Genomic DNA, 17864 nt, shown 5'->3' on the forward strand with positions numbered 1-17864 from the left:
CGGCCATTGCGCCTGATGGCGGCGGCTTGAAGTGGATTTCTTGCAAATTCTTCCTCCTTGCGGAGCGTAATTGGCAACAAAAGCCGCCGCATGAGGCTTTCCCGATAGCCGAGCCGCCGCATCGATAAAACCCCAAATCGGTCACGGCAAGAAGAACCGATGACAGGGGAAGTTTAACATCAAATAAATACGCTAATATGTACGATTACGACAACAGAGAAGAATTTGAGGATTACGGCAAGCATTGCTGGTTGTTGACCCCGTGGAAAGGCTACCGTTCGGCAACCATAGTCGGACAGACCGACAAGGGCTATATCGTCCAAGTGAGCAGCGGAGCGGAGATAGTGGTTTATCCCGACGAGATAGAGATTGACTAACCCCAAAGCATACCCATATGGAAAAGACAACCGAAAAGATACCGACATGGAGCCTGTGCTACCTTGTCAATGGCGATGCAAGCGGACTGACAGAGGAAGAAATACAAACTATCGACCGCTGGTATAAAGGTATAGGCGTACAAGTAGTTTCACCCGTCATGGACGATGAATGCGGCACGCAACCCTATTTCTCACATTACCCGGCTTTCGGCTTGCCGACAGAGGTAGTGGACTGCGACATCTATTATATCCAACCCATCAAACAATGACAACTATGAAAGGAACTGAACATTTCAAACAGGCCATCAAGAGCTATTTGGACGGAAGAGCCAAGACGGACGAACTCTTTGCAGTGGCTTATGCCAAGGAAAACAAGAACTTGGACGATTGCATCACGTTCATACTCAACCAAGTCAAAGCAATGGCCAATGAGGGCTGTGTCGGCATGGCTGACGATGACGTGTATTCGCTCGCTTGTCATTTTTATGACGAGGACATAACGGACATAGGCAAGCCAGTCAACTGCAAGGTGATAGTCAACAACCGTATTGAACAGACTGAGGAAGAGAAAGCCGAGGCACGGCAGAGGGCTATCAGCCAATACCAAGCCGAGGAACTGCGCAAGATGCAGCAACGCAAGAGCAAGTCGGCGGCAAAACCACAGGAGGCCAAACAAACAGAACCTAACTTATTCGGTTTTTGACGATGAAACCACGCAACAAATTCGAGAAAGCGGTGCTTGCCCAAAGCGACAAGCTCCACCCTTTGTCAAAGACGCAACTTTCGTGGGCGTTCCGTGAGTGTGTCAGTCACTTCGCACACCGATTGCCCAAGGGTCGGACAACCTGCATGGACTGCGGCCATGAATGGGTAAAGAAAAAAGCGACAGAGCATTGTGTCTGTCCGAAATGCCACGCAAAACTGAAGGTCAAGAATACCCTTGTCCGCAAAGTGAAGCAGAAGAGCTATTTCACCGTGCTTGCCAAGTGTGGGGAGTATCAGACCTTGCGAATGTTTCTGCTTGTGGTGGAAATGGAGAAAGGCTGCAAGGCTCACCCTTACGCCTTGGAAATCGGGCAATATTGGTGGAACGACAAAGGCAAGCAAACGCTTGTAGCCATTCAGCGCATATTGGGTCGGTATTTGGATAGTTTCTCCTTTATTTCTCCAATGGCAATTCGAGAAAATAAAAAAGATGTATTCCGACATCTTGCAACTTTTGACACCTATCCAAAGTACACTGCCATTGATACGCTGAAAAGGAATGGCTTTGACGGCAACCTGCATGACGTGGCACCGGCGAGGCTCATCACTGCTTTGCTCACTGACCCGAAAGCGGAAACCTTGATGAAAGCCGGACAATATGACTTGTTGCGCCATTGCCTGCACTCATCAACTCGCCTGGACGATTACTGGCCGTCTGTGAAAATCTGCCTGCGGAATGGCTATACCATTACTGACGGCTCAATGTGGTGCGATACTATTGACCTGTTGAAACGTATGGGCAAGGACATCCGATGTCCGAAATATGTTTGTCCTGCCGACTTGAAAGCCGAACACGACAAGTTGGTGGAACAGCGCAACCGCAAGGAAGAACGTGAACGTCTGGCGTTGCGTCGAAAGGAAGCCGCCCAATATGAAAAAGGCTACCTGTCGCAGAAAGGCAAGTTCTTCGGCATCCTCATTACGGACGGGACACTGAACGTCAGAGTGTTGGAGAGCGTAGCCGAGATAGCGGAAGAGGGTACGCTGATGCACCACTGTGTATATGCCAACGCCTACTACCGCAAGGAGAACTCGCTGATATTGTCGGCTACCATCGGGAACAAACGCATTGAAACGGTCGAGGTGGACTTGAAGAAACTTTGCGTGGTGCAGAGCCGTGGCGTGTGCAACCAAAACACAGAATACCACGACCGTATTGTCAACCTTGTAAACAGCAATATGAACTTGATTAGGCAGCGGATAAGGACTTAATTTTAATCGCCATCAGACAAGGCACATATTGGGTACAGTACAATACCCGGTGTGCCTTGCTTTCCCTGCTGTTTTCCTGTTGTACCATTACATTACACTTATAGACCGCACCAACCATTTATATATACAATCAAGCATGTTGGGTGGGCATCCGCCCTTTGACTAAATAAATCATAGTTTTCCGTCTTTCTGCTTTTGAGACAGACCTATAGAAAAAGTTTCATTTTATGATGTATCGCCTATTTAGATAATCCATCCATTGATTAAGGTTGGGGATTTTCGTGACGTTAAGGCATTCTTGCATCATGTGAAACAAATCCTCGTAAGTAAGATGTCTGAATGTTTCCTGCCCTGATGGCGTCAACATGGACTCATATTCTGACCATATTCCTGAGAAATGCACATTGCCTTTCGGATAGATAGTCAGGCTCGTAAATTCAGACAATATATCGTCACACAAGCCCAGCACCATTGATGCCCCAAGTATATGGTTACGCCATATCTGGCGATATTGATTGGCTACCACATGGTGTGTCATCCCTTCTGCATCTTCAAACGGCACATCTCCAATATGTTTCTCCTTGAACCAGCCACAATCAGTGCTCGGCTTTCTGTAATTGTCTGCTAAATGGATGCCTGCCTCATTGTGGGTTTCATTCCATTCTTTCGTCCCACGCTTTATAGGATATTCCTTTTCGGTATATTTCACCTCAATGCCTATCCCGCCTTTCTGCCCGGACTTGTTGTCGTATTCCACGAAAACATCGAATGAAGTTCCGTCGTGCAAACCTCCAGGATTGTATTCAATCAATATCTTGCCTATGCCCGCTATCTTATTCTTGCCCAATATCCTGTTGAATAACATGGCCGCGCCATCCAAGTCATACCGCATCGGGTAAAACAAGTTATAAGGAATATGTTCGCTCCGCAATAGGTTCGTGACCATCTGCCCTTTCGATGGGAACTCCATTTGGTTGATGATTTCAGTGATTTCATGGCGGAAACCGCTGAAGAATATGCGGTAGTCACCGTTTTCATCCACGGCATCTTTCCATGTAAGCGAACTCCTTACATCTATTCTATACTCCTTGCCGTTACGTTTCATGAAACGAATAGGAAATCTGTCTGCGGGAACATTGATTTCGTGGTCGTTCACTTTGAAATCTATCTGGTGCTGGCGGGCTGCGTCTTTAAACTCCTGATGTGTCATTGCATAATGAATTATTTCTGCAAAAATAATATTTTCTGCTGATATACATACATTTATATTTAACACTTCCTTCCTCTTATAACCATCTTCGATGCCGGCGGCTTGCCTTATATCATAGGAAAGAAGGATTGTGCCGCAAGCCATGCCGCTGTAAACGGCGGCGAGGCTTCCGCGTCATGGGCAAACGTGAACACGCCCTTTCCCTGTCGGCGTACACGTCCGCTGATAGGGAAAGGGCAAGTTCCCTTTTTGTTTGCCCGGCAATCCGTCTTTGTCTTTTGGCAAGCCTTTCCTGTTATATCCCCCTTTTATGGCCATGCCGAACCTTTTTTAATGCCCATATATTCATATTTGATACTTCCCCTACTTTGTTGAGAAACACGGCAGGGGATTTTTCTGTTTGCCAAAACAAAGTCTTTGTTGGCAGTCTAAACCGTCGGGCAGACAAGCTGCCCTATACCAATTATATATAGGTGCATAGTTGCAACCATACCTGCGGTTTCTGCCACTTGTATATCTCCCTGCTTTTATGGACTTGTGCCATTTTCCTTTTATAACAAGCATATCCGGCTCCCCGACCCAGAATAATCAGCGGAAGCCAGTCCTTACGCACCTCTGTCCATTGGTCAGACCCACACAAGGAGGGCAGACGGATGCACGTTGTCCTTGGCTGGCACACAGGAACTTCAGCCTTGCTGAAACAACCTCGTATGCCTGTCCACTGCCAACAAGCGTCCTCTTTTGTCTGCCCGGCAGGCGATTGTTTGACCCACCCGAAGCCGGAATACTGTTATAGTCCAGTTTTATCAACGATTCCCTTTATACAACGCTCCACCTTTTATACCGGTCTGATGCCTCTGTACTTCCTGAGCCAGCTTCGGGTTATTTCCCTGCAAAACTAACAGGCCGTGTCCAAGCCTTGAAAATCCGGCAAGCCACCACGGGTGGTTGCGGAAATCTTCCTTTCTGTTGCACGGAAAGCGTATTTCCACCACCGGATTTGCCGGTTGTCCTTTGCCCGTTGACGAGGCAGAAAAATAACCCCGATGCTGGCTTGTAAAGGAGCCGAAGGCAGGGGAAGAAGTCAAACCCTCAAAAACAATGGCGATGGACAAGAACATAACAGGACAGGCAAACAAAGTAATGGTGTGGCTGATGAAATACTATCCGGTACGCATCAAGAATGTGGGCGAGCAGCAAAAGGCTGACCGGCAGACCATTTGGGATTTCAAGGACGGACGGGCATACGAGCAAGTAGCCCAAATGACTGCCAGACACCTGCAAGAACTTTTCGGCAGTCGGATTACAAGCATCGTGTTTTCGTGTGTGCCAGCGTCCACGGCAGAGAAGAACGAACTGCGATACAAGCGTTTCTCGGAAAGGGTGTGCGAACTCACCCACGCCATCAACGGCTATCCCCATATGCAAGTGTCGGCAGGGCGGTTGGCAGTCCATGAACACCGAAAGGACGAAACTGGGGCACGGACGGCACAAATGGCAGACTATGACACTGATTTCTTCAAGGGTAAGGATGTGTTGCTCTTTGACGACATCATCACTAAAGGCATATCCTACGCCACTACAGCCGACAATTTGGAAGCGTGTGGCGCAAACGTGTTGGGCGGTTTATTCTTGGCAAAGACATTCTACAAGGTAAGATGATGATACGGACAGACACTACAAAGACGGCTGCATTCACAGGACACCGTTTTATCCGCTACAGCGACAGGCAACTGTTGAGAACCAATCTTGAAAGGGCTATCATGGATTGCTACCATTCGGGCATCCGCCACTTCCTTTGCGGCATGGCGACAGGTTTTGACATGCTTGCGGCTGAAACACTGTTGGCGATGAAAGCCGACTATTCCGACATCCGGCTGACAGCCGTCATCCCTTTCCGTGGGCAACCCGGCAAGTTCAACCCGGCGGACAAAGAGCGGTATCATTTCATTCTTGACAAGGCTGACAATGTGGTATGCCTGAGCGAAACTTACTTTGACGGCTGCTTTCTTCGGCGTAACGACTATATGTTGAACCATGCCAGCCACATCATCGCCTACTACAATGGCGAGCCGAAAGGCGGCACGTTCTACACTTGCCGCAGGGCGGAGCGCATGAAATTGAAGAAAACCAACTTATACTAACCCATTTAACCATACAAACGTATGATTACAAAGAAAATTGAATTTAGCGGTGTGGAATACCCATGCCGCATAGTGAAAGACAACCAAGGCGAGTATCTGATTATAGGCTGCACAGCCCTGCTTGACGCTTTGCAGCCCGGCAGTTCCGAGGACTGGAACGAGGGCTTTGCCAGTGAGGAAGCATCGGACATCTACGATGAGATTTTTTTCTTCACCGATGAACACGCCCTTGCCTTGCCCGACAAAGAGCTGGTAGAAGAGCTAAGGAGGGATAATCCCGAATGGTTCTGACAAAGAAAATCCATGTGGGAGGTCTGCTCACGGCTTCCTTGCATGGACGACCCGGCCCGGTTCCACTTATAGCACTTGCTTTACCCGGTTTTATCCCTGTTATACTTGCCTAATTTCCTTATCCTCTCATAGCCAACCACTGCTCCTTTTATACCTGTCTGCATGGCATTTCGCTCTTGCCCCTCACTGTTTGGCTTTCCCGGCTGCGAATGTCGGGCATCGCGCTTGACCTGTCACGCTTTGAAATGGATTTCTTGCGGAATCTTCCTCCTGCGGAGCGTATTCGGCAAGAAAAAGCGTCAGGTGAAGCAGGACCGATGTCCGGACCAAGCATCCGTAAATCCCAAACAGGCTTCGGGGAAAGGAGCCGATGAAAGGGAAAAGTTTCACTTAAACATCTACGGATATGAACAAGAAATTTGACAACCTCAAAGAAACGAAAGAGTACCGCCTTGCCATGCAGGTGGAAAATGCGTTGAACGACTACGGCTTTGACTATGCAACCTTTGCCGCCTCCATCCCACTGATGCACCCGACTTTGCAGCAAAAACTCTATAAGCTATTGAAGGAGTGCCTGGTGGTGATAGCCGATGACAAAAGGCGGTATGATGACCGCAACCGTGCATCGCATGAGGAAGCAAAAGACATCGTGGCTTACATGGAAGAGAACGGACATTATATCCCACACATCTAAAACATTGGACTATGGAAAAGAACGCTGTGTATCTGGTTTACACCTTGATTGAACAAAATGACTGCGTGTCAGACTGCCATGCCTTGTATGCCACCCTTGAACGTGCGAAAGCCGCCATGAATGTGGAGATAGAGGGAGCAATGGAGAATTTCGGCAAAGGCGAAGTGCTGCACGACCTTGAACGGCTGTATGAGTTCCGCACGGAGGACGGCTATGGGTTTACGGTAGGAATTGATGAAATGGTGCCGCTATGAACAGGAAAAGATACAATTACATTCGCAGGCTGGTGGAGAAAATTACCACCAGCCCCTCCAACAACATGGAGTTCTGTTATTATGGGCATTTGGTAAGCCTACAAAGTGACACGACCGACTATGTGGATGTAACGGTTTACAACACGGTTGACCGTTATTCGGGCGAAACGGCTGATTTCAGCTTCGACTATTGGACGAAGGAGCTGGACATAGGGTACACGGAAAGCGACAGACTGTTTGACATCATAGTGCAAGCATTCTGGCGCATCTATGGCAAAAGGAGCGTCCATGTAATCATCGAGGAAGAAGAAAATTTTGACTAATCATAATAGAATTGAATATGGATAAAGATTTTGTATTAGAGATGGCGAATGCCATCAAAGACCAACTGGTGGGCATGACCCCGTTGAATGTCATTCGTTCATGGGGCATCGAAAATTTTGTAGCAACGGAATACAAGGGCATGGCAGCCCTTAAATTCCATGTGCAAGGACGGTTGTTCAGTGGCAATGTCATCATCGCTTACAACGCATTGGACTACTACGAGGTTTATTTGCAGAACTATGCCGGCACAGAGTGCATCGGCGAGGAAGTGTATTTCGACGAACTTGGCCGTGTCATTGATGAAGCCATCGAGCGGGGCAAGGACGAAGCCGAGTATCAACGGTTTCTTTGGAAGGAATGTTTTTCATAAACGGACAACTTATGATTACAAGAACATCTACGCCCCAATCCATCGGGGCTGTCCTTGACAGCATGAAGCACAACGCCCTGCAAGCCGTCAAGCAAACAATTCAAGAGGGGCAACTCCAATCCGTGCCATTGGGCGGTGATGTCCGCATGGGTTGGACTGACGAAGACGGTCGCACACGCAGCGGAACGCTAACAGGGCTTAGCTTTGACGGAGAACGGTTGAAAGTACAAGTGGCAGACCATTCCCTGCCCTTTATCTTGGACGAACAGCAACTTCCATGCGGTAGCCACATTTGGCTGATGCAACTGAACGATGCCCTCCAAAACACATTGGCCCGGCAAAGGCAGACAGCCTGACTGATGTAACTATGGGATAGTTTGGGTATGTGATTTCAAGTAAACCATACCCGTCTATCCTTTTTCCCATTTAGCAACAAGTCAGAAATTGATGTACCTGACAGGGGATTGGCCTTGCACATACTCCGACACATCTTTGTTCAAGTATGGCGAATTAAGGACTTCTTCACCCTCAAAGGCGTAACGTGTCCCTGCAAACAATTTGGGTTCTTCGACAGCATACCATTTATGCGGTTTGAAAACGGCACGGACAATTCCCTCATATACGGCCAAGACATAATCTGCGGATTGTGCCCTGCTCACATTCACTTTCCAGTATTTCCGTGCCTTTTCGTACATATTTTTTTTGTACACTTCCTCCACATCGCCTTTAGGTTGGTATGTGCGGTTGAGCTTGACCGCCATCAAACGGTCTTTGCCAAATGTTGTCAAAGGCTCGCAATCATATAAGGCATTTATCTCCTCTGTTGATTTGATGCCCTCATCCCATTGATGATGCCCGGCCTGGATATTGGTCAAGACGCTTTCCAAATTAAAATCATGGAATGTCAGCAAGTCGATAAGGGTCGATTCCACGATATAGGCCTGCTCATCCGTGAGGTTGTGCCTTATTATATAGTGTTTCACTTCTCTGCCATCCTGAATAATCTCCCTGATAGTCTGGAGTTTCAGCGTTTCATCTGTTGATGTCATGGCGCATAAGGCGTGTTGGAACACACGGTTTCCATGCCCTTTCCCTATATAAAATATCCGGTTATTCCTTGGGTCAACCAAGCAATACACATAATAATTGAGCTTGTCTATGACGGACTGGTTGAATCCTGTTCGTTGCATGGTCGCCAGCCTTTTTAGTTGTCTTTTGCCTTGCCCCGGAAACGTTTCAGTTCCACTCCTGCATCCTTCAGCACACGGAAAATGGAACTGCGGCTACGGAAGCCGCTGGTCTTCCAAATATCATCAATGGTGTACCCGCTTTTATACATATTCACCACACGCTTATTCCGTTCCACACGCCCGTAAGCGGCTTGGGAAAGCACCTTTGTCCCTTTTGTCCACCGCCCCGGTTGGGATGTCATTTTGCGCACTGCGTTAGCCTCTTCGGGCAACCGGGCAATCACTCTAAGCAAGTCCGATGTCTGGGTTTCAGGGAACAGTTCATTGTCCGAATCAATGCCGTCATGCAGGGCAATCAACCGTACCGATTTTATCCTGCAAAACTCCAGAAAGAATGACAGCTGCTGTGCACCCTTGACGGCGTGCGCGAGTTTGGAAACGACCAGCGTGTCTCCCTTGCCGATGCTCGCCAATAGTGTGTTCCATCCCATTCGCCATATCCCTTCTTCGGGCTTTTCTTCCACGATGCGGTCACAGCCGAAGTCCTCCATCCATTTCCTGTCAGCCGCTCCCTCCGCATACTTGGGAAGATACGGCAAGTAGCCTAGTATAGCCATTGAATAGTTCTGATCTGATTAGTGTTCCGGTTGCAAAAGTATGATTTTTCTGTGGAAATGACGGTGGATTCCATAGGAAACTTGTTTTTGTGGCCACAAACTTTTGTACACGCAGTTGTCGCCTTGTACAGCAGATGCCCTGCACAAGTCGCCACCCTTGCCGACAGCTCTTTCATGCCTGTTTCAAGGCCCAATACCCCTTTATGCCCTTTGACCGACAAAAATCTTTTTTGTGTCATTTGTTATCCACTAACAGACTGACAAACAATTTGTAAAATCATATTTCGAGTATGATTTCATAAGAATGAATAACAACGCAATACCCATAGGCGCATTGTAAATCCATTGCTATAATTTTGCGCCGTCAATAACAAATTTACTCCAATGGAACAGACAGAATCAAAAGGACAGTTGGTCAGATGGCAGGTCAAACCGCTGCGTATTTCAGGTGGCAATTGCCAATCATTATCAACTCTAAAAAATCATACTACAAACATCGTTCGCCTGCTCTTGATGGCAGCACTGCTCTTGGGATGCCATCCTTCCCATAAAGATGACCTCACCACGACAGAGGAAGCGGTGGCGGCTTACAACGATTTCTTCCAATCGCTCAAAGGTAGAAGAAGTGCCGGCACGGACGAAATCATTTCGTTGACCAAAAAATGGAGAAAGCTGGATGCCGCCGTGTCATTCGCCCTGTCAAGTGACACGGCAAACAACAGACACGCCCATGCTAACGGCAACCATATTGCCCTCGGTGACTCTATCGCCTTGCAAATGGCACACTTGATAAACAACCAAAAAAGGAGCTTTGCCGACTACCTCGCTGTAATACGTGGTTTGAACGATGTGGAAGTGGACTCCATGTCACAAAGGCTGGCCGGTTCCGTCCATCTATTCTACCGCAAGGCAAGCGCAATCCCTGTTTATAAAGGCAGCGGCAAAGAGGTAATCCGCATGTATAACAAGTTATTGGAAGGTACCCTTGCCAAAGGTCTGCGAACCAAGGAAGATGCCATTGACTTCCTCCGGCAAGAGGATGTGGCGTTCCGCTCGTTCCTGCTTCATTTACCATCGCTTAGTTCCGGGAACACGCCATTGGACGGCATTACCCGAAACACCGGAAAGGTTATACGCGGCATCATCGGTCTTGCCGGCAAGGAGCAGCCTGTGTTCGGGAAATCCGAGGTGGTCATTCTGTTGACAATGCGCAATAACAGGCGACTTTTGCAGAACGCCGAAGCCTGTGTGGATGGCTTGTCACGCTTGCGTATCACGGACAACGGGCAAGCCGCCGCTTACCTATGGATGATCCTGCAACCGTGGATTTCATTCGACAGCTTCGCCTATGCGCTCATGGACGAAGAACAGTTGCGCACAATGGAGAAACTGGCAGAACGTATGCCCCAGACTTTGGCCAAACTGAAAGGCATTGACTTTCCTTTGGAAACGGAAGAATTGCCCACAATCCTGATGAAAACATTCATTTTGGGCTACGAATAACAACACCGATATTAATCAAATCATCAAACGACAATATGCAAAAAGAACAAATCGACCGGTTCATCACGCTTGCATCCTTGGAGATGCCGGCGTTGGTTTCACAAAACCTTTTCCAAGGAGCGGAGGTGTACGAGGATTACGCCTTGCTCACCTTCCACCTGCCCAAAGTTTATCCCATCGAGGAACTTATCGACGAGTTGGAGGACCAGATGGAACTGGTACTCCTATACCACCATGTACCGAGCAACGACACCCCGTTCGGCCAGCGATGCTGCGCTTATTCCAATCCGCGATTCGGCCACATGCACAAGTTGAATGTGCAAGCTGACGACCGCATGGAGTGCGACACGCTCTATGTGACCCTCTACGATTCATTGGAGGTGATGGGCAGCGAACTCCGCGAGGAGCTTGCTAGGGTAACGAATGGCGGCAAACTACTGTACGCCGTCAAGGAAGAGGAACTGCTCAAAGACTTCATCTGCCTATGAAGGAAGTATTGTACAGGCAACTAGCCGCCACCATCCATGAGTGCCGCACGTGGGTGGATGTGCTGGATACCGACCGTACCGGCAACTTCATGCTGCACTCCGGAGGCGGCTTGCATCCCATCCGTTGCAGGGTGCTTTCCTTGGTGGCACGGACAGCTCATGGTGCCTATTCCAAAGGACATGTGTGGGATATTCCCGAATACCGTCTTGACCGTGCGGTGAACTCGCTCAAACGGCGGCCGGGCTTCAAGGAACGTTGCAGGTTAGGCACGCTTTCCATGCAGGACGCGGAGGACATCATCCACCTCGCCTCGCACAAACTCATCAACTTGGAACTTGAACTGTAACCCTCAAATCACCAGACAATGATTATCCCAATCCTTTATATGCTTTTCATTCTGGCGTATGCAGCCGTGCCGTTTCTCTATAAAAGCAAATGCCCCGCCATGCTACAGTTCTATTTGCGCATGGTTTGGAGCCGCAGCTTCCGCAGGTGCTACACGCTGGCCATGCTTGCCTCGATCATGGTGTTCCACTTCTACCATCTGAATGCCTTTGGAAATGTCTATGAACTGGCCTGCTCATCCCTTGTTTGCGTAGCCTTGTATTCTCACAAGAATACAGAACGGGCGTTTGACTTCCTGCAACGGAAACGCTGTTTTTTCTGGGTGGCAATGGCGGCGATGATACTGATTTTCGTTCCGCATACGCTGCCCCTCAGTATTACGGTGGCCACAGTCGTATTCGGTGCAGTATTCTATCCTCCGCAGACTGTACGGGCGGCTCCATCCGATAAGCTGAAAGACGGGTTGTTGAGCGGAAGCGAAAAATACTTGGAATCGCCCCACAGCATTGTGGAGGACTATTACAGATGGCAGTAGAAAACCTTGGCCAATGGAAAGATTGCTTACATGAGAGCCTTTCCCTGCCATCCATTCTGATTTGATTGAACAAGATAACGATTAAAACATATCGCGCATGAAAGAAAATCAAACGACCAAATACCGCATCCAAATCGACAGTGATTTACTCGCATACCTCAATCCCGAATCGGGCGAAAAATGCACAAAAATGGCTGCGTTCCGTAACCTTGTGGAGATAGCCAACGGGAACAAGAAAGAGTTCCCTGCCATCGCCAAGCCCTTGCCTGAAGGACAAGTGGCATTGACGGTCAGCGGACTTGCCAAACATTGGAACTGGCACCGCACCACGGTGAGGAAATTCCTATCCACATTGGAGGAAACAAATGCTGTCAAAGTCATTGGCCGCAGCGGCTATTTCATCCTTACTGTCACTTGTGTAGTGCCGAACGGGGAGAACTCCCAAGCTCCTTTGTTGTCGGAAGAGGAACTACTCCTGAACCACTGGCTCAGTGGCTACCTCACCATCGATGAATCGGTGGAGATGCTTGCACACTTCATCACCGAAACGGATAAACTATTTGTTTCAGAACCGACAAACAAACGCTCCGGACGACAAGCATCCACCGGTGAACGCCTGCACAAGCTGATAGCCCATACCATCCTCCAACGCACAAGCATCATTCCAGCTGATGAACGGGTGAATAAAGCCCTCGAACGACTGTACGTGGACGAATGTGGCAAAGACCTTGCGCGTTTCCTACAGCGGTTGACGCTCGCCGGATTGCGGCTCATCGAGACAAGAAACCTGCGGGAAGCACAAGCCACTTGTAGCGGCAATGAAACTGCCGACACCATTCTACGGCATTATCTCCCCTTTATAACGCAAGAAAAGCCCCACAACGGGCTTAAACCGCATGATGAAACCAAACCCACGGGCGAATTGGAAAACTAAGTTAGGATGGTTTGTTTCCCCTGCGCTGTGCTTCACAGGACTACGTACAAAGCATCCCGGCAAGCCGGATGGGTAAAGACGGAGGTCTTGACCTCCGACCCTGACGACAGGGCTTGCCCACGAAGACTGGCTCTGCCTGCGTAGCCTAATACGCACTTTGCCCCAACCGGGCAAAATGCAGGAACCGCCCAGGGCGGCAGCAAGCTGAAAAAACAGACTGAATTATGGCAAATGACATCAAACAGGTATTGGACATCAGACCCGGAAAGGGTATGAGTGTGGGCCAAAGCGACGAGCACCAGCGCAATTGGACGGAAAAGGGTTGGGACTGGGCAACGAAGCATGGCAATTATGACCGAAGCCGTGATCACCTCAATTTCGAGGTTGTGAAAGGCGGCATCATCCAGCCGGTTGATAAGTCAAGGACTATCACCGGACGTATGGCCGATAATCTGCGTGAGCGTGGCATCACCGACCCGAATGCGAAATTATGCGAACCGAAGTACCGCACCGTGGCGAACATCATCTTTGGCGGCTCCAGGGAGAGGATGCACGAAATAGCCTTTGGCAACCAAAGGGTGGACCTCACGCACGGGGCTGACAATTCGCATATCCGGCGCAACAAAGACATAGAGCGTTGGGCATTGGATGTGTACAGGTTTGCGTGTGAACACTGGGGCGAGGAAAACGTCATCGGCTTCTATGTACACCTCGATGAACTGAACCCTCATGTGCATTGCACCGTAATACCGGTGGATGAGCGGAATAAAATCTCATTCAACAAAGTTTTCGGTGGGAATATTTATGATTCCAAGAAGCGTTTCTTCGCACTCCACGACGAGTTTGCCAAGGTGAACGAGAAGTGGGGAATGAAGCGTGGCAACAGCATAGCCGTGACAGGAGCGAAACACCGGACCACGGAAGAATACCGCCGTGCGTTGAGCGAGGAATGCACGACCTTGGAGGAACAAATCGAGAACAACAAGACATTGCTTTCCGGGCTTCTTGCCGACATCCGTTTTGCCGAGAAACGGGTGAAGGGGTTGGGCACGATGACCGCCAATTTGGAAGAGAAAAAGAAGCAGATGATTGCCGAGATGGAAGCCCTTGCGGAAAAGTTGAAAGCAGGCCGTGGCGATTCGGAGGAACTGCGCAAGAAAATAAGCAAACTTGACATCGACTTACAGAAAGTGCTTGACAAACTTGCCGACAAGCGCAGCAAATTGGAAGAAGCGAACAAACAACTTTCCGAACTTCGCCAGATAGAGGAAGAAACACGGGAACGTGCGTCGGAATACCGTCAAGACCTCAAAGCAGCCACCTATGACTTGGAACATCAGGTGCGCTATCGCCTTGCCGATGCACTGTTGGGCGACATATTGCATGAATTCAAGTCATTGCTTCCTGCATTGGACGGTGAAGGCCAAAGCCTGTTCGATGGTACGCTGCTGAAAGACGTGGCCGAGCGTGGCGAGGATATTTTCAAATGCGCCATCTACCTCTTTGCAAACTATGTGGACTTGGCCACAACATTTGCAGAAAGCCACGGCGGCGGAGGTGGCGGCAGCGACCTGCCTTGGGGGCGCAATGAGGACGAGGATGACCGGGCGTGGGCAAGACGCTGTCTGATGCAAGCAAGCCGGATGATGAAGCCCAAAGGTGGCAAAAGTGTCCGCCGGAAATGACAAGGCAAGTGATTTTCAACAGCCTATTTCCTATGCCTTACAGTATGATTGACAGTATGATAAATTGCCGCTACCGAAATTCTTGTTAAGCACGAGTTGAAAGAGGCTTTCGGCCTTTTTGCAGACGCGGCGAATCATTTCTTTTGCAAACAGAAAACAAATACACAGATAAATATGATAAGGAGATTTTTATTGCTATCTGTATTGTCCTTGCCACTCATGGCAAGGGCATACAATGTTCCCATGACGGACACCATCCGATGGGAGATCCTTCCGCAGTGGGAGGAATTGTTGCAACCGTTGGAGCCGGCCTATTTGGAGAATGCCGTGGAAGTTTCCCCTTGGCGTGGCAACTGGTTCGTGGACGTGTCCGGCGGCGTGTCGGCATTCGTCGGTTCGCCGCTTGGTTGTGGTGACATCTTTGACCGCATGAAACCTGCCTTGTCCGTTTCCGTGGGCAAATGGTTCACGCCGGCCATCGGCACACGAATCGTTTTCCAAGGCTTGCAGTTCAAGGACGCACTGCTTGAATCAAGAGACTTCCAGCATCTCCATGCCGACTTGATGTGGAACGTGATGCCGGGCATCTCACGTACCAAAGAGGATTTCCGCTGGGACTTGGCTCCCTACGTTGGCTTGGGCATCCTGCACAATGACGAATTAGGCCGCCATCCCTTTGCAGTTTCTTACGGAGTACAAGGACGATACCGCTTGACCGACCGCCTGCACCTCACGGCTGAACTTGGCTGTGCCACCACCTTCAAGGACTTTGACGGCATAGGCGCAGGTAACAAGTGGGGCGACCGTCTGCTATCCCTAACCGCCGGATTCTCCTATACTATCGGCAAGAAAGGTTGGAAACGTGTGGTTGATGCCGCCCCTTACATCGAGCGTAACGAGCGGTTGACCGGCTATGCCCGCAGCTTGCGCAATGAGAATGACCGGCTCTGGCAGAAGAACAGTAATATCACCCGCATCATTGCCGAATTGGAGAAGATTTTGAAATTGGAAGGGCTGCTTGACAAGTATGCGGGCAGGTTTTCTTCGATGAAAGATGAAGTTGAAGGCAAAGGATTGTCAATCGGCTATCCTAAGAATAATTACAGCGGGTTGAACTCGCTTCGTGCAAGGCTGCGCGATGCCCAAGCGAACAAGGACAAGCATAAAGGGGAGACCACTTTTATCCACAGCAAGGACACCGTTTATATGGCATACGGTGTGGATTCCACTTATAGTAGTAGCGGTTCATTCCAAGGCAATGATTCCATTGCTTCATCCTTTCTTGTGGACGGCAGATATATCGGCCCGCCCATCTATTTTTTCTTCGTGCTGGACACCGACAGGCTTACCGACCCTTCGCAGTTGGTCAACCTGGACGGTATCGCCCGGATTGCCAAGAAGCACGGGCTGCGCGTCCAAATCACCGGTGCGGCAGACAGTGCAACCGGCAACGACACCATCAACAATGGCTTGTCGCAAAGGCGTGCCGCATATATAGCCGGACAGTTGCAGTTGCGGAGCGTGGATGCCAATAGGATAGAAACGGTTTCAGCCGGTGGCATCGACAAGTACAAGCCCACGGAAGCCAACCGCAATGCTTGTGTAAGGTTGCTGTTACCATCATCGGACACGACAGATTAGGTGCTTGTTGTTCATAATATAAGAATGGTTTGAAACAACTTATTTCATTGGTTTGAACCAAGGATTCTTAGGGGCTGGCTGACTTGTGAAAGTCGGCCTGTCTTATATCCGCAAGTCAAATTCCGACAAGTCATCGCTGCAAGGTTCATCGCTTTCCGGATCCAATGGCAAGACTTCCTTTTTTACCACTACATATTTCCCTTTCCTTTTGCCATACCACAAGTTTATCATGCTGTTTCCATGAATAATCGTCCTGTCGGGCGTCCAATCAATGTCTTCCGGTTCTTCATCATAGACACCCCATTTACGACGTTGGTATGGATAATCCACAACGGTATCTTCGGGCTTGGATTCATATTTCCCCGCATCATCTTCCGACCAGCCTAACGCTTCCAAATAACACCAGAAAGCATTGGGCATTTTGAATGTCTCGGCGGCAAAAATGGCACCTACCATCTTGCCACCGTCCGCTTCCACTTCCTTTCTGAAATCTTGCAGGCTATTCCCTGTTGTAAGGATGTCATCCACCACTAATACCTCCTTGCCCGCCAAGTCCTCTTTGAAGAAATAATTTTTCTCCAATGTAGCATTTCCTCTGTCCTTTTGCAGGTGCAAACTCTCCCTGTCGCCCGTGTAACGGACATACGATATGCCGCACACAAGTTCCGGATATTCGTCATGTACATAGTCCGCCATCGTTTTGAACCGCCTCCAATATTTGCGCTGTGTACTGCACGGCATGAACATGACAATGGTACCTGGTTGGGGTTTCAATCTCTCTATTCCGGCCACAAGGAAACGGATGCCATCATGCTTGCCGTCCTTGAAATCCAAAATGGATTGGCAGAACTGTTTTTGTGCTTCACTCAAGTATGGGTTGTACCTTGACGGGAAGTAATAGTCCGTAAATACGCAGGGGATTTTTCCCTTCCTGAACACTTTTAACGGCTGATGGTCGGCAGCAAACCTTGCAACGGTGATGGGGAAAATCTTTCTCGCTTCCTGGTTGCCGGCCAACACCGCCTTGCGGCTGAATTCCCTGCGCAGTTCCAAAGTAGGCGCATATTGGGCGACGGCACAATAGGCATCGCCCAGTTTTTTTCTCCAATACCGTGTAAGTGCCAGTATCAGGATTAGCAATACTATGATGATAAATTGTTCCATCTGTTTTCATTTGCTTACATAAAAGGCTGCAAAATTAGCAAAACCGACAGAAGCATGAAGTGTTTTTCAAGAGAATGTCAAAGCAACAGTTCCACTTTGCCACCCTTTTATATGCTGACA

23 protein-coding genes are annotated in these 17864 nt (G+C 49.1%); 19 read left to right on the forward strand and 4 right to left on the reverse strand.

The window, feature by feature from the left end; translation table 11 throughout:
* Positions 1–197: 197 nt before the first annotated feature.
* From BN4609_RS04455 to BN4609_RS04470, 4 genes are read left to right on the forward strand one after another with little or no spacing between them, the layout of a single operon-like run.
* Positions 198–377, forward strand: a complete 180-nt coding sequence (locus tag BN4609_RS04455; RefSeq protein WP_068855443.1) for a glyoxalase — start codon at positions 198–200, stop codon at positions 375–377.
* Between the two features lie 17 nt (positions 378–394).
* The gene (locus BN4609_RS04460; RefSeq protein WP_068855444.1) at positions 395–646 is read left to right on the forward strand and encodes a DUF6926 domain-containing protein; all 252 of its coding nucleotides are present in this window, start codon (positions 395–397) and stop codon (positions 644–646) included.
* Between the two features lie 5 nt (positions 647–651).
* Positions 652–1080, forward strand: coding sequence for a PcfK-like family protein (locus tag BN4609_RS04465; protein WP_068855445.1), 429 nt, complete (start codon positions 652–654; stop codon positions 1078–1080).
* Between the two features lie 2 nt (positions 1081–1082).
* On the forward strand, positions 1083–2354 hold the full coding sequence (locus tag BN4609_RS04470; protein WP_068855446.1) for a PcfJ domain-containing protein: 1272 nt from the start codon (positions 1083–1085) through the stop codon (positions 2352–2354).
* Between the two features lie 220 nt (positions 2355–2574).
* On the opposite strand, the gene BN4609_RS04475 is transcribed toward BN4609_RS04470, so the two are convergent.
* On the reverse strand, positions 2575–3564 hold the full coding sequence (locus BN4609_RS04475; protein WP_164071572.1) for a PGN_0703 family putative restriction endonuclease: 990 nt from the start codon (positions 3562–3564) through the stop codon (positions 2575–2577).
* A gap of 1101 nt (positions 3565–4665) precedes the next feature.
* Here BN4609_RS04475 and BN4609_RS04480 point away from each other — a divergent pair.
* From BN4609_RS04480 to BN4609_RS04515, 8 genes are all read left to right on the forward strand, one after another.
* Positions 4666–5226: a phosphoribosyltransferase gene (locus BN4609_RS04480; protein ID WP_068855448.1), complete on the forward strand. Its 561-nt coding sequence runs from the start codon at positions 4666–4668 to the stop codon at positions 5224–5226.
* The gene (locus tag BN4609_RS04485; protein WP_394814673.1) at positions 5223–5708 is read left to right on the forward strand and encodes an SLOG family protein; all 486 of its coding nucleotides are present in this window, start codon (positions 5223–5225) and stop codon (positions 5706–5708) included. The genes BN4609_RS04480 and BN4609_RS04485 overlap by 4 nt, the downstream gene beginning before the upstream one ends.
* A gap of 21 nt (positions 5709–5729) precedes the next feature.
* The gene (locus BN4609_RS04490) at positions 5730–5999 is read left to right on the forward strand and encodes a hypothetical protein (RefSeq protein ID WP_068855449.1); all 270 of its coding nucleotides are present in this window, start codon (positions 5730–5732) and stop codon (positions 5997–5999) included.
* A 406-nt stretch (positions 6000–6405) separates the two neighbouring features.
* Positions 6406–6693: a hypothetical protein gene (locus BN4609_RS04495; protein ID WP_068855450.1), complete on the forward strand. Its 288-nt coding sequence runs from the start codon at positions 6406–6408 to the stop codon at positions 6691–6693.
* A gap of 11 nt (positions 6694–6704) precedes the next feature.
* Entirely contained in the window at positions 6705–6947 is a 243-nt protein-coding gene (locus BN4609_RS04500; protein WP_018667470.1) for a hypothetical protein, read from the forward strand.
* Positions 6944–7270: a hypothetical protein gene (locus BN4609_RS04505; protein WP_068855451.1), complete on the forward strand. Its 327-nt coding sequence runs from the start codon at positions 6944–6946 to the stop codon at positions 7268–7270. Before BN4609_RS04500 ends, BN4609_RS04505 begins: the two co-directional genes overlap by 4 nt.
* A 17-nt stretch (positions 7271–7287) precedes the next feature.
* Positions 7288–7641: a hypothetical protein gene (locus BN4609_RS04510; RefSeq protein ID WP_018667472.1), complete on the forward strand. Its 354-nt coding sequence runs from the start codon at positions 7288–7290 to the stop codon at positions 7639–7641.
* An 11-nt stretch (positions 7642–7652) separates the two neighbouring features.
* Positions 7653–7997 (forward strand): hypothetical protein, encoded by a 345-nt coding sequence (locus BN4609_RS04515; protein WP_128081936.1) that lies wholly within the window; start codon positions 7653–7655, stop codon positions 7995–7997.
* A gap of 81 nt (positions 7998–8078) precedes the next feature.
* Here BN4609_RS04515 and BN4609_RS04520 read toward each other — a convergent pair whose 3' ends face one another.
* Both BN4609_RS04520 and BN4609_RS04525 read right to left on the reverse strand, forming a co-directional pair.
* Positions 8079–8831 carry an LEM-3-like GIY-YIG domain-containing protein gene (locus BN4609_RS04520; protein ID WP_068855452.1) on the reverse strand — a complete coding sequence of 251 codons (753 nt, stop codon included), beginning with the start codon at positions 8829–8831 and terminating at the stop codon, positions 8079–8081.
* Positions 8832–8845: 14 nt separating this feature from the next.
* On the reverse strand, positions 8846–9448 hold the full coding sequence (locus BN4609_RS04525; protein ID WP_068855453.1) for a recombinase family protein: 603 nt from the start codon (positions 9446–9448) through the stop codon (positions 8846–8848).
* Between the two features lie 384 nt (positions 9449–9832).
* Between BN4609_RS04525 and BN4609_RS04535 the strand changes: the two genes are divergently transcribed.
* The 7 genes from BN4609_RS04535 (at position 9833) to BN4609_RS04565 (ending at position 16580) form a co-directional block, all read left to right on the forward strand.
* A complete protein-coding gene (locus tag BN4609_RS04535) occupies positions 9833–10951 on the forward strand; it encodes a hypothetical protein (RefSeq protein WP_237472338.1) in 1119 nt (372 codons plus the stop codon).
* 35 nt (positions 10952–10986) lie between these two features.
* On the forward strand, positions 10987–11439 hold the full coding sequence (locus BN4609_RS04540) for a hypothetical protein (protein ID WP_068855456.1): 453 nt from the start codon (positions 10987–10989) through the stop codon (positions 11437–11439).
* Positions 11436–11786 carry a hypothetical protein gene (locus BN4609_RS04545; RefSeq protein ID WP_068855457.1) on the forward strand — a complete coding sequence of 117 codons (351 nt, stop codon included), beginning with the start codon at positions 11436–11438 and terminating at the stop codon, positions 11784–11786. Before BN4609_RS04540 ends, BN4609_RS04545 begins: the two co-directional genes overlap by 4 nt.
* 18 nt (positions 11787–11804) lie before the next feature.
* Entirely contained in the window at positions 11805–12320 is a 516-nt protein-coding gene (locus tag BN4609_RS04550; protein WP_068855458.1) for a hypothetical protein, read from the forward strand.
* A 190-nt stretch (positions 12321–12510) separates the two neighbouring features.
* Positions 12511–13254, forward strand: coding sequence for a hypothetical protein (locus BN4609_RS04555; protein ID WP_237472337.1), 744 nt, complete (start codon positions 12511–12513; stop codon positions 13252–13254).
* 224 nt (positions 13255–13478) lie between these two features.
* A complete protein-coding gene (gene mobV / locus BN4609_RS04560; protein ID WP_068855460.1) occupies positions 13479–14939 on the forward strand; it encodes a MobV family relaxase in 1461 nt (486 codons plus the stop codon).
* 174 nt (positions 14940–15113) lie between these two features.
* A complete protein-coding gene (locus BN4609_RS04565) occupies positions 15114–16580 on the forward strand; it encodes an OmpA family protein (RefSeq protein WP_068855461.1) in 1467 nt (488 codons plus the stop codon).
* 102 nt (positions 16581–16682) lie between these two features.
* On the opposite strand, the gene BN4609_RS04570 is transcribed toward BN4609_RS04565, so the two are convergent.
* Positions 16683–17744, reverse strand: coding sequence for a phosphoribosyltransferase family protein (locus BN4609_RS04570; protein ID WP_237472336.1), 1062 nt, complete (start codon positions 17742–17744; stop codon positions 16683–16685).
* Positions 17745–17864: the final 120 nt, after the last annotated feature.

It is taken from the genome of Leyella lascolaii (assembly GCF_900079775.1).
In the GTDB taxonomy this organism is placed as follows: domain Bacteria; phylum Bacteroidota; class Bacteroidia; order Bacteroidales; family Bacteroidaceae; genus Prevotella; species Prevotella lascolaii.

Bases quoted from the DNA above. Each gene is read 5' to 3' on its own strand.
- BN4609_RS04455 (WP_068855443.1), top strand. From the start codon at position 198: ATGTACGATTACGACAACAGAGAAGAATTTGAGGATTACGGCAAGCAT.
- BN4609_RS04460 (WP_068855444.1), top strand. From the start codon at position 395: ATGGAAAAGACAACCGAAAAGATACCGACATGGAGCCTGTGCTACCTT.
- BN4609_RS04465 (WP_068855445.1), top strand. From the start codon at position 652: ATGAAAGGAACTGAACATTTCAAACAGGCCATCAAGAGCTATTTGGAC.
- BN4609_RS04470 (WP_068855446.1), top strand. From the start codon at position 1,083: ATGAAACCACGCAACAAATTCGAGAAAGCGGTGCTTGCCCAAAGCGAC.
- BN4609_RS04475 (WP_164071572.1), bottom strand. From the start codon at position 3,564: ATGACACATCAGGAGTTTAAAGACGCAGCCCGCCAGCACCAGATAGAT.
- BN4609_RS04480 (WP_068855448.1), top strand. From the start codon at position 4,666: ATGGCGATGGACAAGAACATAACAGGACAGGCAAACAAAGTAATGGTG.
- BN4609_RS04485 (WP_394814673.1), top strand. From the start codon at position 5,223: ATGATGATACGGACAGACACTACAAAGACGGCTGCATTCACAGGACAC.
- BN4609_RS04490 (WP_068855449.1), top strand. From the start codon at position 5,730: ATGATTACAAAGAAAATTGAATTTAGCGGTGTGGAATACCCATGCCGC.
- BN4609_RS04495 (WP_068855450.1), top strand. From the start codon at position 6,406: ATGAACAAGAAATTTGACAACCTCAAAGAAACGAAAGAGTACCGCCTT.
- BN4609_RS04500 (WP_018667470.1), top strand. From the start codon at position 6,705: ATGGAAAAGAACGCTGTGTATCTGGTTTACACCTTGATTGAACAAAAT.
- BN4609_RS04505 (WP_068855451.1), top strand. From the start codon at position 6,944: ATGAACAGGAAAAGATACAATTACATTCGCAGGCTGGTGGAGAAAATT.
- BN4609_RS04510 (WP_018667472.1), top strand. From the start codon at position 7,288: ATGGATAAAGATTTTGTATTAGAGATGGCGAATGCCATCAAAGACCAA.
- BN4609_RS04515 (WP_128081936.1), top strand. From the start codon at position 7,653: ATGATTACAAGAACATCTACGCCCCAATCCATCGGGGCTGTCCTTGAC.
- BN4609_RS04520 (WP_068855452.1), bottom strand. From the start codon at position 8,831: ATGCAACGAACAGGATTCAACCAGTCCGTCATAGACAAGCTCAATTAT.
- BN4609_RS04525 (WP_068855453.1), bottom strand. From the start codon at position 9,448: ATGGCTATACTAGGCTACTTGCCGTATCTTCCCAAGTATGCGGAGGGA.
- BN4609_RS04535 (WP_237472338.1), top strand. From the start codon at position 9,833: ATGGAACAGACAGAATCAAAAGGACAGTTGGTCAGATGGCAGGTCAAA.
- BN4609_RS04540 (WP_068855456.1), top strand. From the start codon at position 10,987: ATGCAAAAAGAACAAATCGACCGGTTCATCACGCTTGCATCCTTGGAG.
- BN4609_RS04545 (WP_068855457.1), top strand. From the start codon at position 11,436: ATGAAGGAAGTATTGTACAGGCAACTAGCCGCCACCATCCATGAGTGC.
- BN4609_RS04550 (WP_068855458.1), top strand. From the start codon at position 11,805: ATGATTATCCCAATCCTTTATATGCTTTTCATTCTGGCGTATGCAGCC.
- BN4609_RS04555 (WP_237472337.1), top strand. From the start codon at position 12,511: ATGGCTGCGTTCCGTAACCTTGTGGAGATAGCCAACGGGAACAAGAAA.
- mobV (WP_068855460.1), top strand. From the start codon at position 13,479: ATGGCAAATGACATCAAACAGGTATTGGACATCAGACCCGGAAAGGGT.
- BN4609_RS04565 (WP_068855461.1), top strand. From the start codon at position 15,114: ATGATAAGGAGATTTTTATTGCTATCTGTATTGTCCTTGCCACTCATG.
- BN4609_RS04570 (WP_237472336.1), bottom strand. From the start codon at position 17,744: ATGGAACAATTTATCATCATAGTATTGCTAATCCTGATACTGGCACTT.